At 61.4% G+C, this 12235-nt stretch carries 8 protein-coding genes and 1 pseudogene; 4 read left to right on the top strand and 5 right to left on the bottom strand.

The window, feature by feature from the left end:
- Positions 1-172 precede the first annotated feature (172 nt).
- Entirely contained in the window at positions 173-805 is a 633-nt protein-coding gene (locus ACZ89F_RS23480) for a TetR/AcrR family transcriptional regulator (RefSeq protein WP_476094440.1), read from the bottom strand.
- A gap of 107 nt (positions 806-912) precedes the next feature.
- Here ACZ89F_RS23480 and ACZ89F_RS23475 point away from each other — a divergent pair, with 107 nt between their 5' ends.
- From ACZ89F_RS23475 to ACZ89F_RS23460, 4 genes are read left to right on the top strand one after another with little or no spacing between them, the layout of a single operon-like run.
- Positions 913-1977 (top strand): efflux RND transporter periplasmic adaptor subunit, encoded by a 1065-nt coding sequence (locus tag ACZ89F_RS23475; RefSeq protein ID WP_476094439.1) that lies wholly within the window; start codon positions 913-915, stop codon positions 1975-1977.
- Position 1978: 1 nt separating this feature from the next.
- Complete coding sequence (locus tag ACZ89F_RS23470) at positions 1979-3109, top strand: efflux RND transporter periplasmic adaptor subunit (RefSeq protein ID WP_476094438.1); 1131 nt, start codon at positions 1979-1981, stop codon at positions 3107-3109.
- Entirely contained in the window at positions 3106-6156 is a 3051-nt protein-coding gene (locus ACZ89F_RS23465) for an efflux RND transporter permease subunit (RefSeq protein WP_476094437.1), read from the top strand. The genes ACZ89F_RS23470 and ACZ89F_RS23465 overlap by 4 nt, the downstream gene beginning before the upstream one ends.
- Positions 6140-7372, top strand: a complete 1233-nt coding sequence (locus ACZ89F_RS23460; protein WP_476094436.1) for an alpha/beta hydrolase — start codon at positions 6140-6142, stop codon at positions 7370-7372. Before ACZ89F_RS23465 ends, ACZ89F_RS23460 begins: the two co-directional genes overlap by 17 nt.
- Before the next feature lie 168 nt (positions 7373-7540).
- On the opposite strand, the pseudogene ACZ89F_RS23455 reads toward ACZ89F_RS23460, so the two are convergent.
- From ACZ89F_RS23455 to ACZ89F_RS23440, 4 genes and pseudogenes are all read right to left on the bottom strand, one after another.
- Positions 7541-7683, bottom strand: a pseudogene (locus ACZ89F_RS23455) (IS6 family transposase); the annotation flags it as partial.
- Between the two features lie 93 nt (positions 7684-7776).
- Positions 7777-7920, bottom strand: coding sequence for a hypothetical protein (locus tag ACZ89F_RS23450; RefSeq protein ID WP_258120006.1), 144 nt, complete (start codon positions 7918-7920; stop codon positions 7777-7779).
- Positions 7921-8001: 81 nt separating this feature from the next.
- Positions 8002-11148 (bottom strand): efflux RND transporter permease subunit, encoded by a 3147-nt coding sequence (locus ACZ89F_RS23445; RefSeq protein ID WP_476094435.1) that lies wholly within the window; start codon positions 11146-11148, stop codon positions 8002-8004.
- A complete protein-coding gene (locus ACZ89F_RS23440; protein WP_476094434.1) occupies positions 11148-12233 on the bottom strand; it encodes an efflux RND transporter periplasmic adaptor subunit in 1086 nt (361 codons plus the stop codon). Before ACZ89F_RS23440 ends, ACZ89F_RS23445 begins: the two co-directional genes overlap by 1 nt.
- Positions 12234-12235 lie beyond the last annotated feature (2 nt).

Genomic DNA, 12235 nt, shown 5'->3' with positions numbered 1-12235 from the left:
TTCTTTGACAATGCGTCCGTGACGAACTGGGGCAGTCATTGCGCAGCCAACCACGGGACTCGATAACAGGCCGGCGTGCCGGACCCGCACGAAAAAGTACACCATTGCGTAATTGCACTGGACTGGTCGCCATTCAAGCGGAATCACCCAGCCTTTGAAGCTGGCACAAACCTCAACTGTTCCGCTGCAGCAAACCGTTTAGGACGAGATCGATATGTGCCTCGATAAAGGCCGCCTCATCGATAGGATTTCTGTCTGCGAAGATCAGTTTCCAGATCGTGAGGTGAACAGCCGAGCTGATCACCACTTCCGGCATATTTGCAGCGGCGCTCTGGTGAAACTCGCCCGAAGCCACGCCTTGCTCGATAAACGCGCGAACTGCGTCGAGCAGGGGTGCGATAAACTCGCCGTAATGCCGGTCGATGATGTTGGGGAAGCGTGATCCCTCAGCCAATTGGAGGCGCAACAACTCCCTCGTCTTCCTGTCGCCGGCGAGTTTGTCGTATCCCAGGAGAAGCAATTGGCGCAAACGGTCGGATTGAGAGCCTCGCAGCGCATCGATAGAAGCTCTGACGTCTTCGAACGGCGCCGAGACATGTCCCATCGTTGCCTCGAACAAAGCGTCCTTCGTCGGAAAATACAGATAGACCGTGCCTTTTGTGACGCCCAGGCGCGCGGCGACGTCTTCGACGCGCGTGGCTGCATATCCCTTTTCGACAAACTCCTCGAACGCCGCATCGAGGATCTCGTGCGGGCGCCTCGCTTTCTGTTCTGCTCGAGAAAGTTTCTTTTCCATAGCTGACATCCTTCGTTGAACTGCTCACACGATTTTGGCCAAAACATCCATTGACTAACTAGTCAGTCAGCGATATCTAGCCCACCGTTTCCTCTGATGCAACGGTGCCTGGAGCAATGAACACATTTCGCGCACTCATTCTGGGTCTCGCCTGTGCCGCCCTGGTCGGCTGCGAAGACCATACCTCAAGCCAAACGGCACCGCAGCCGGTGCAAGCAATTGCCGCCTCGCTGACTCAATACCAGCCGGGCGCCGCGGTCACCGGGGAAGTGAAGGCTCGGGTTCAATCCGAGTTGTCTTTCCGGACCGGCGGCCGGGTGAGAGAACGCCGCGTCGATGTCGGATCACGGGTGCGTGCGGGCGACGTCCTGATGCGCATCGACGACACCGAGCAACGCGCCGATGTCGATTCCGCCCGGGCGGGCCTGCAGTCGGCACAAGCCACCGTCAAGCAGAAGGCGCTTGCCTTCGAACGCTACAAGACGTTGCTGAAATCGCGAGCAATCGCTCAGTCCACCTATGATGCGGCGCGAGAGGCGCTGACGACAGCGCAGGGCTCTCTGGAGGTCGACCAGGCGAGTTTAGCGACGGCGCAGGATGCTCTTTCCCATACGGAGCTCAAAGCCGACGCAGATGGCGTCATCACCTCACGCAGCGTCGAAGCAGGCCAGGTGGTCTCTGCGGCGCAGCCGGCGCTGACGCTTGCGCGCGATGGCCCGCGGGACGCTTCTTTCGAGGTGTTCGAAGCCTTCTTCCTCCCAGGCCGACCGACGAGTGAAGTCGAGGTTGCTCCGGTAGGTGATCGGGCGCGCACGGCACGGGGCAAAATCCGGGAAGTCTCTCCAGTCATCGATACGAGCACCGGGACCATCCGCGTCAAGGTGGCGCTGCCGCAAGAGGCGCAATGGTCGCTCGGAACGTCGGTGGTGGGTGAATTCCATTCACCGTCTCGGGAAGGTGTGATCCTGCCGTGGAGCGCCATGGCCTCCGCCGGGGGTGAGCCGGCCGTATGGGTCATCGACGCGGCAAGCAAATCGGTCTCGCTTCGCAAGGTCGCGGTCGCCCGCTATCGAACAGCCGATTTCATCGTGACCGGTGGGATTGCGCCAAAAGATCTGATCGTCACCGACGGCGGAAAATTTCTCAAGCAAGGCCAGGCTGTGGCCTGGCAGGAGAAGTGACATGACCAGCTTCCGTTCACGCATCTCAAGCCGGTTCGTTCAGGTGATAACGATCCTTATCTTGCTTCAGGCCGTTCTGGTGCTGTTGCTTCTTTCGGGCTGCGAGCAAAGCCCAGCCGCGAAAGCGGCCCCACCACGAGCGGTCAACGTCGTCACGGCGAAACCGGAGCAGCCCGCTGTTTTGAGTTTCGCCGGCGTCGTGCAGGCGCGGGTTGAAACAGATCTGGCATTCCGGGCATTGGGCCGCGTCATATCGCGCAGCGTCGAGGTCGGCGATCTGGTGCACAGGGGCGATGTTGTGGCCGAGCTCGATCCCTTGGCGCTGCAGCTTGCCGTCACGAGCGCCGAGGCTGATCTGCGCAATGCCGAGGCGCAGCTCGAGAACGCCACAGCCACCGAAAAGCGCAAGCGCAATCTCGCGTCTGCAAATACCGGCAGCGTTGCCGATTCCGAAGTTGCGGAGCAGGGCCTCAAATCGGCCGAGGCAGATGTGGGACAGGCGCAGGCTCGTCTCGACAAGGCACGCGAGCAGCTTGGATATTCGCGGTTGAAAGCCGAATTCGACGGCGTGGTGACCGCCACTTCGGTCCAGGTCGGTCAGACGGTCACGGCCGGTCAGACGGTCCTGAGGTTAGCCGGCCTGGATCGGCGTGATGTTGTCGTCGATGTGCCCGAAGCCCAGGTCGGTTCGCTACGCCCTGGGGCGCGCTTCGACATCGCTCTTCAGCTTGACGACACGGTTCGGACGGCGGGCGTTCTGCGAGAGATCGGCCCGGAAGCCGACGCCAATACCCGCACCCACAGGTTGAAGATCGCCTTGAACGAGGCACCCGAGGTTTTCCGTCTCGGCTCCGTCGTCACGGCGACGGCGGCAAGCGAAGCGACGACCAGCGCGATCGTGCTGCCGGCCTCCGCAATCCTTGAGCAGGATGGCGCCGACCATGTCTGGGTGATCGATCGGGCCAAACTCACAATCTCGCTGAGACCGGTCCGGCTCGAAGCCCGGCCCGCCGGGGCTGCTCGTGTCCGGGTCCTGTCGGGGCTGCAGAACGGAGAAGAAGTTGCCGTCGCCGGCGCCAATGAACTCGCGGACGGCCAAAGCATAAGACCTGCACAGGAGCTGCCCCAGTGAACAAATTCAACCTTTCTGACTGGGCGCTCGAGCATCGCTCCCTTGTCTGGTATTTCATGATTGCCTTTGCCTTGGCGGGCATCTTTGCCTATGTCGGGCTCGGCCGCGAGGAGGATCCATCTTTCACCATCAAGACCATGGTGATCCAGGCGCAATGGCCGGGTGCATCGGCACAGGAAGTTACGCAGCAGGTTAGCGACCGTATCGAAAAGAAGCTGCAGGAACTCGAATCCGTCGAGCATACCCGCAGCCTGACCACGGCCGGCCAGACGATCGTCTTCGTCGATCTCCTGCCATCGACGAAGGCCCGGGATGTCGAGCCAACCTGGCTGCGCGTCCGCAACATGATCGCCGATATCCAGGCTGAATTTCCTTCGGGTGTCGTCGGGCCTTTCTTCAACGACCGCTTCGGCGATGTCTACGGCAACATCTTCGCCTTCACGGGTGATGGGCTGAGCCAGAGGCAATTGCGCGATCTCGTCGAGGGCGCCCGCACGAAGATTCTGGCGGTTCCAGATGTCGGCAAGGTCGAGATCGCAGGGGCGCAGGATGAAGCGATCTTTCTCGAATTCTCGACCCGCAAGATCGCTGCCCTCGGCATCGACCGGTCTTCGATCATTTCCACTCTACAGGCGCAGAACGCCGTCACCCAATCAGGATTCATCGAGGCGGGACCGGAACGTATCGCGCTGCGTGTCGGCGGCCGCTTCATCTCCGAGGAGAGCCTGCGAGCGATCAACCTGCGGGTCAACGACAGGTTCTTTCCGCTGACCGACGTCGCAACCATCACCCGCGGCTATGTCGATCCGCCGACCACCCTGTTTCGCTTCAACGGCAAGCCGGCGATCGCCCTGACTGTCGGGATGAAAGCCGGCGGCAATCTCGTCGACTTCGGCAAGGCGCTGGAAAAGATGATCGCCGAAATTACCCAGGATCTTCCGGTCGGCGCGGCGGTGGAGCGTGTGTCCGACCAGCCGGCAGTCGTCGATGAGGCGGTATCGAGCTTCACGCATGCCTTGTTCGAAGCGATCGCCATCGTGCTTGCCATCAGCTTCGTCAGCCTCGGGATGAGGGCTGGACTGGTGGTGGCGATTTCAATTCCGCTGGTTCTCGCCATCACGTTCCTGGTGATGCAATACACAGGCATTTCGCTGCAGCGAATCTCGCTGGGGGCGCTGATCATCGCCCTTGGTCTTCTCGTCGACGACGCCATGATCGCCGTGGAGATGATGGTAGCCCGGCTCGAGGTCGGCGACAGCCTCGAAAAAGCCGCCACCCACGTCTACACATCGACCGCCTTTCCGATGCTGACCGGTACGCTTGTCACTGTCGCGAGTTTCGTCCCGGTCGGCTTCAACAGCAGCAGCGCGGGCGAGTTTATCTTCTCGCTTTTCGTCGTCATTGCCGTGTCGCTCATCGTTTCCTGGGTGGTCGCGGTTCTGTTCACGCCGTTGCTCGGCGTGACGATACTGCCGAAAACGATGAAAAAGCATGCGGATCACAAGGGCTGGTTTGCAGCCGGCTTCGCCCGCATTCTTCATCTTTGCCTGCGCTGGCGATGGGTGACGATCGCCGTGACGGTCGCGGCCTTCGCCTTGTCGGTTGCAGGCATGTCGCTGGTCCAGCAACAGTTCTTCCCCAGTTCCGATCGGCCGGAACTGATTGTCGACTGGAACCTTCCGCACAACAGCTCGATCAGCGAAACCAGCCGGCAGATGGCACGGTTCGAACAGGAGAAGCTCGCCGGCAATCCCGATATCGATCATTGGTCGACCTATGTCGGAAGGGGCGCACCGCGCTTCATCCTCTCCTTCGATCCGCAGCCGAACGACATCACCTTCGGGCAGACCATCATTGTGACCAAGGGGCTGGACGTCCGCGACAAGCTTAGAAAGGACCTGCAAGATTACCTGCATCAGACGTTTCCGGGCACCGACGCCTACGTGAAACTGCTCGATATCGGTCCTCCGGTCGGCAAGCCGGTTCAATATCGGGTATCGGGTCCGGATATCCAGACGGTTCGCGATCTCGCGGGCAAGCTGGGCTCGATCGTCGATTCCCAGCCATCGCTGACCAATCTTGCCTTCGACTGGAACGAACCGGCGCGCGTGGTGAAGATCGATGTCTTGCAGGACAAGGCGCGACAATTGGGCGTTTCCTCGGAGGATATCGCCACCGCGCTGAACAGCATCGTCGAGGGAGCAACCGCGACGCAGGTCAGGGATGACATCTATCTCGTGAACGTGATCGGCCGTGCCGAAGCAGAGGAGCGCGGATCCGTCGACACGTTGCTCGATCTTCAACTGTCGAGCAGCAGTGGCAAGGTCATCCCGCTGTCATCCGTGGCGACGTTCCGTTACGAACTCGAACAGCCGACGATCTGGCGGCGCGACCGGATCCCGACCATCACGATCAAGGCCGGCATCAAGGATGCGACGCAGCCAGCAACCATTGTGGCGGCGCTTGCCGAAAAGGTCGAGGCGTTCAAGACGACATTGCCCGCCGGCTACTCCGTCGAGGTCGGCGGGTCTGTGGAGGAAAGCGCCAAGTCCCAGGGTCCTATCCTGGCGGTGGCGCCGGTCATGCTGTTTGCCATGGCAACGCTCCTGATGATCCAGCTCCAGAGCTTCCATCGGCTGTTCCTCGTCTTCTCCGTCGCGCCGCTAGCCCTGATTGGCGTTGTGGCAGCGCTGCTGCTCAGCAACGCGCCGCTCGGCTTCGTCGCCCTTTTGGGTGTGCTGGCCCTCATCGGCATCCTCATCCGCAATTCGGTCATCCTGGTCGTGCAAATCGAGGAATTGCGTGGATCTGGAATGTCTCCATGGAAAGCAGTCGTGGAGGCAACGGAGCACCGCATGAGGCCGATCATGCTGACGGCCGCAGCCGCCACGCTTGCCCTGATCCCGATATCGCGGCAGATTTTCTGGGGTCCGATGGCTTATTCAATGATGGGCGGCATCATCGTCGGGACAGTGCTGACCCTGCTCTTTCTGCCTTCGCTCTACGTCGTCTGGTTCCGGATTCGCCCCGATGCCGAGGAGGCATGACGTGACGGCATTTCGCTGCTGGTGCCGTGCATTGCTTTTGCCGCCACTTGTCCTGTGCGTCCTGGCTGGCTGCGCGACGCGGCCAGAGAGCGTGCTCAAGCCGCTTGCGCTCGCCCCCGGCGGCGATGCCGCTCAGGTCGACATGCTGGTCGCGACGACCCGCAAGCCGGTCGAGGATCCCGGGCGGCTCTATTCTGGCGACAGAGGAACGGCGATCTCATTGAACAGCATCGTTATCTCCATTCCTCCAGATCGAAATCGCAAAGTCGGCGAGGTCCAGTGGCCCTCGCACGTTCCGGCGAATCCCGAGAAGGATTTTGCGGTCCTGAAGGTCGGCAAAGTCGCATCGGAACAGAATGTCCTGCGGTGGTTTCGCAAGAACCGGAACGCCAAACGGCAGGCCGTCATCTTCGTCCACGGTTTCAACAGCAGCTATTCTGATGCGGTCTTCCGCTTTGCTCAGATCGTTCATGATTCCGGAACGGATGCAGCGCCTATACTCTTCACCTGGCCTTCGCGCGCCAGCGTGTCCGGCTATCTCTATGACAAGGACAGCACCAACTATTCGCGTCGGGCTTTGGAAGACATGATCCTTCAGGCCGCCGAAAGCCCCGACGTCGGCGAAGTGACGATACTCGCCCATTCTATGGGAGCCTGGCTTACGGCGGAGGCGCTGCGTGGCGTCGGCATGCGCAACGGGACAATTCCAGCCAAAATCAACAATGTCATCCTGGCGTCACCGGACATCGATGTGGACGTGTTTCGTCGCCAGGTCATCGAGATGGGGCCAAAGCTGCCGCATTTCACGATCTTCACCTCGACTGAGGACAAGGCGCTAGGGATTTCACGATTGATCTCGGGCGGCGTCAATCGCGTCGGAGCTCTCGGCGACGCCGATCTCGCTCCTCACTCGGCCGATCTCAAGCGGCTCGGCATCACTGTGATCAACACGAGCGCTGTCGATCCACGCGATCCGCTCGGTCATAATGCGTTTGCGGACAGCCCCGAAATGATTCGTCTTCTCGGGCGCGGCTTGGCCGGCCAGTCTTTGGAAGCAGGGCAGGCCACCTTCGCAGGTCAAATGAGGATGGCGACGATTGGGACAGCCAATCTCGCCGGTTCGGCAGTGCGAGCAGTCGTAGCGGCTCCAGTGTCCGCCGTCGGCGATAATCCTTACCGCAGGGCGAGGATCCTCGATGGTGAGATATCCTATTGAGCCGGCGATCGGACGGATCACATTAGCGCGAGGCGAGCAGAGGCCGCCGAGTCCCGCAGGGTTCGGCGGCTTTCCAACGCAACAACCGAGGTATACCCACACGGATTTGGTCTTCGTGTGTTGTGCTATTAACGCTTCGAGACACTTGTCGCGCCCAGCGTGAGCGCTCATGATCGCGGCTGATGCCGGTGATTTGAAGCCGAGCATTGACAGGAATGCGGCGCTTGATGCGCCGATGGTCCTGCGATCCGGTTATTCAGGTATTTACTTCTGCGGATCCGCATCGGCTTCAGCCGACGCCGGGAACGGTCGTGTGCATCCGCTCGCAATCGCCGACGCAGAACCCGCTTCGACCCTCGACTTCTTCTACGAAAGCCGCCGATGTCTGACCTTCCCGCCGCTTGTCACCGCGCAACGGGCATGGGCTGTGACAGTCCCGAAACGGTGACGACGCCTGAGCCCCAACCCAGCAGCTTCGGCAGCCATACCTGCGAAAACGCAAGGACAATCGCCGCGAAGATAAGCACGATGACGACAACGCTGCGCATGGTCCCTCTCATTGATTCAAACACCGCCCGGACCGGCCGCCGGAGGTGTTCCTCGGGAACTGTCCTCGAAGCCGGTCATCTTCAGCCGTGCCCGCGTTTTGCCGGGCTGCGCTCGAAGGCGAGCACTTCGCGACCGTCGGAGGCATGGGGTTCCTGGCCGGATGTTTCGTCGTGCGGACCGGGCCGATTTAAGAGCCGCTTGAGCGTCTCGAGCAGATCGTCGACGAAGGTGAAGATCACCGGAATGACGATGAGGCTCAGCAGGGTCGACATCATCACCCCGCCGATCACCACGATGGCCATGGGCTGGCGGAAGCTTGAATCGCCGCCCACGAGGTTGAGCGCGACCGGAAGCATTCCCGCCGCCATGGCTATGGTGGTCATGACAATCGGCCGCGCCCGCTTGTGGCAGGCATCGATGAGAGCGTCGAACCGGGACATCCCCAGGCGGCGCGACATGATCGCGTATTCGACGAGAAGGATGGAATTCTTCGTCACCACGCCCATGAGCATCAGCAGTCCGATGACGACCGACATGGAGAAAGCGGTTCCGGTCAGCACCAGCGGCAGCAACGCGCCGCCGAGCGAGAGCGGAAGCGCCATCAGGATAGTGAAGGGCTGCAGGAAGTCGTGGAAGAGCAGCACCAGAACCGCATAGATGCAGAACACGCCAATCGCCATGGCCAGGCTGAAGCTCTGGAACAGTTCCGAACTGCGCTGAAGCTCGCCTTGGTCGACCAGCGTCACCCCCACCGGCAGGTTCTGGAGAGCCGGCAGCGCCTTTACCTCGCGGTTCACGTCACCCAGGATGCGGCCGTTGAGTTCGACGGAGAAGGTCACGTTGCGCATTCTGTCGATGCGGTCGATCTGGGAGGGACCGCCGCCGATGCGTAGGTCGGCGATCGAACCGAGATCGACACTGCCATTGGCGCCCGCGACCCTGATGTTCCTGATGTCGTCGAGGGTCGTGCGTGTTTTTGGCGCGAACTGGACGACGATGGGAACCTGCCGCTGCGGCAGATTGAGCTTCGGCAGCGCGGAAGAATAGTCTCCGCCTGTCGCCACGCGCACGGCTTCGGCGACAGCGTTGGATGTCACCCCGAGTGCGGCCGCACGCGCGAAATCGGGAATGATCTGGATTTCGGGCGCCTGCCTCGACGCGCTCGACGTGACCGCTCCGATACCTTTAAGCGTGCGGAGCTGTTCCTCAAGCGGTGTACTGACGCCGTCGAGCGCTGTCGGGTCGTCGCTGGCAAGGGTGATATCGAGCTTCGTTCCGTTGCCGCCGCCGCCAACTTCGACACGGACGCCGGGGAGAACCGATAAAGCCTGGCGGATGTCGTTTTCGATCTCGGACTGCTTGCGGCTCCGCTCTTCGATGGGCGTCAGCGTCACGACCAGCGTGGCACTTCCGACACTGCTTGTGGTGGAGGCATCGGGGCCGCCGCCCACGGAAGCCGAACCGATCGACGAGAAAACGTCGGTGACGTCGCCCAGCTTGCCGACGATGTCCGCCGCCTTCCGGGTCATTGCCTCCGTCTGCCCGATGGTCACGCCGGGCTGCAGGGTCAGCGTGATCTGGGTCCGCGCATTGTCGGATGCAGGCAGGAACCCTGTCTTGAGGAAGGGAATAGTCGAAAGCGAAAACGCGACGACGACAGCGGTCAAGACGACGGTGGTTTTCCGGTGGCTCAGGGCCGCCTTCACGATCGCCATATAGGCGCGCATGATGCGGCCATCCTTCTCCTCTGCCGGATGCGCTTTCATGAAATAGGCGGCCATCATCGGCGTCAGAAGACGCGCGACCACGAGCGAGGCGAGGACGGCAACGGCAGCGGTGATGCCGAACTGACGAAACAGAAGCCCCGGTATACCGCTCATGAACGCCGTCGGCAGGAAGACCGCCACCAGCGTAAAGGTGGTGGCGATAACCGCCAGGCCGATTTCGTTGGCGGCTTCGAGCGCGGCTTCGACCGGTTTCTTGCCCATCTTGAGGTGGCGGGCGATGTTCTCGATCTCGACTATGGCGTCATCGACAAGGATGCCGACAACAAGCGACAGGGCGAGCAGCGTCACGATATTGAGGTTGAAATCGGCCAGGTACATGGCGAGGAAGGTTGGGATGACCGACAACGGCAATGCCACTGCCGACAGAATCGTCGCACGCCAGTCCCGAAGGAAGAGCCAGACAACAACGACCGCGAGGATCGCTCCCTCGTACAGCATGTGCATGGAACCGTTGTAGTTTTCGATGATCGGCCCGACCGTGCTGTAGGCTTCATCGATCTGTACGTTGGGATGCGCGGCCGCGAATTGCTTCATGGCCTCGTCGACGCTGGCGGCAACGCTGGTGTCCGAGAAACCGTTGAAACGCTTGACCTCGACTGCGATCACGGGCTGGCCGTCGAAATAGGCCATCGAGGATCGGTCCGCATAGCTGTCCTTGACGGATGCGATATCGTCGAGACGAACCTGCTGGCCATTGGCAAGAGGGATTCGAAGCCCTTTCAGATCTTCGACCGAGGCCACGGCGCCGAGCGTGCGCAGCGTCTGGCGGGTGCTGCCGACTTCGCCGCGACCGCCTGAAGTATCCGCCTGGACCGACTTCAACTGCGCCGACACCGTGGCTGCCGTAACCCCAAGCGAGGCCATCGTCGCCGGATCGAGGTCGACATGAACCTCGCGATCTACCCCACCCACACGGTTGAGCTGTCCTACGCCGGACACCGAGAGCAACGCGTTGGTCATGTCGTTGTCGACAAGCCAGGAAAGCTCGGTTTCGTTGAGGTTGGCCGAACGGATGGCATAGGTCACCAACGCGGCGCTCTGCACGGTGACCTTGGTGACGCTTGGCGATTCCATCTGGGCCGGCAGATCGGCCTTCACGCTGTCGAGGGCATTGCGAACCTCGTTCAGCGCCTCCTCGCTGTTTTTTTCCAGCTTGAAGGACACCTTGATCGATACCGTCCCGTCGGTGACGGTCGTCGTGATGTGGTCGAGATGGCTCAGCGACGCGAGATTGTCCTCGATGACACGGGCAACCTCCGTTTCGAGCTGCGTCGGCGCCGCGCCGTCGAGCGTGGCAACAACGCTGATGGTTGGAAGGTCCATGTCGGGGAAGTTCTGGACCGGCAGATTCTTGAATGCCAGCAGCCCGCCGACGCTCAACATTGCAAACAGCAGTATCGCCGGTACGGGATTGTGGATGGACCAGGTGGAGAAGTTCATCAGCCTTCTCCCGCAATTTTCACGAGAGCGTTGTCCGACAGGAACGCTCCGCCCGAGGTCACGACCTGCGACGACCGATCTACGCCGGAAAGGATCTCGACTTCGCCGTTACTGCGGCGGCCCGTCTCCACGCGCACCCTTTGCGCACGCTTGTTCTTGTTGACCACGAAGACGTAGTTGATCCCGTCGCGGAACACGATTGCCGTTTCGGGTACGGTAAGGGCCGCCGTGGTTTTAAGTTCGATTTTGCCGGTCACATACAATCCGACGCGCGGATGAACGTCTATCGGAAGGGCAACGTAGACGATTGCGCGCCCGGTGCCGGTGCTGACCGAGGGGCCGACCAGCCTTACCTTGCCTTGAATGAGCTGGCCATCCGGCCCGTCGATGTCGACGTTCAATCCTGCCGAGATACGCGGAAGGTAGCGCGCCGAAACTTCCGCCTGCCATTCGATGCGCTGCTGCCGGATCATACGGAACAATTCGGTGCCGGAGGCGACAACCGTGCCGAGATCGGCGGAGCGCGAGGTTATGAGCCCATCGTCAACGGCCGTGACGGTCGTCAGTTCGAGCTTGATCTTCTGGCTTTCGAGGGCGGCTCCTTCCGATTCGAGGCTCGCCTTCGCCGTCTCCTCGGTGGTCAGCCGCTCGACGATATTCTGATCGGAAAGAGCGCCCGACGGGCGCAGTTGCCGCGCCCGGTCGGCATCCGCCGTAGCCTTTGCCAGATTTGCCTTGGCGGTCCTGACCGCTGCTTCCTGCTTGCGAAGATCGGCCAGCACGCTGTCCTGCGAGAGCCGGACGAGCGTCTGTCCCTTTTTCACGGCGGAGCCGACATCGGCGAGAACGTCGGTTATGCGAAGGCCGCTCGTTTCGGATGCGATGACCCCTTCCTGCCATGGCTTGAGCCAGCCGCCGGCAGGGGCCGTTTCCGGCCACTCCCGCTGCGCCGGCGCCGCCAGAGAGACCGTGAGGGCGGGCGCCTCGGGTTCGTCGGCGGCAACGCTGGGAAACGGCAGCAGCATGAGCGCCACTCCGAAAAGGGCGGCGGCGAGTGAGGTGGCCTGTATTCTCAACGATACCATCC

The sequence above is a fragment of the Mesorhizobium sp. USDA 3734 genome (genome assembly GCF_056279665.1).
Note: the sequence above shows the minus strand (reverse complement) of the source record. Positions and strands in the feature narration are given on the sequence as shown.

Bases quoted from the DNA above. Each gene is read 5' to 3' on its own strand.
- ACZ89F_RS23480 (WP_476094440.1), bottom strand. From the start codon at position 805: ATGTCAGCTATGGAAAAGAAACTTTCTCGAGCAGAACAGAAAGCGAGG.
- ACZ89F_RS23475 (WP_476094439.1), top strand. From the start codon at position 913: ATGAACACATTTCGCGCACTCATTCTGGGTCTCGCCTGTGCCGCCCTG.
- ACZ89F_RS23470 (WP_476094438.1), top strand. From the start codon at position 1,979: ATGACCAGCTTCCGTTCACGCATCTCAAGCCGGTTCGTTCAGGTGATA.
- ACZ89F_RS23460 (WP_476094436.1), top strand. From the start codon at position 6,140: ATGCCGAGGAGGCATGACGTGACGGCATTTCGCTGCTGGTGCCGTGCA.
- ACZ89F_RS23450 (WP_258120006.1), bottom strand. From the start codon at position 7,920: ATGCGCAGCGTTGTCGTCATCGTGCTTATCTTCGCGGCGATTGTCCTT.
- ACZ89F_RS23445 (WP_476094435.1), bottom strand. From the start codon at position 11,148: ATGAACTTCTCCACCTGGTCCATCCACAATCCCGTACCGGCGATACTG.
- ACZ89F_RS23440 (WP_476094434.1), bottom strand. From the start codon at position 12,233: ATGGTATCGTTGAGAATACAGGCCACCTCACTCGCCGCCGCCCTTTTC.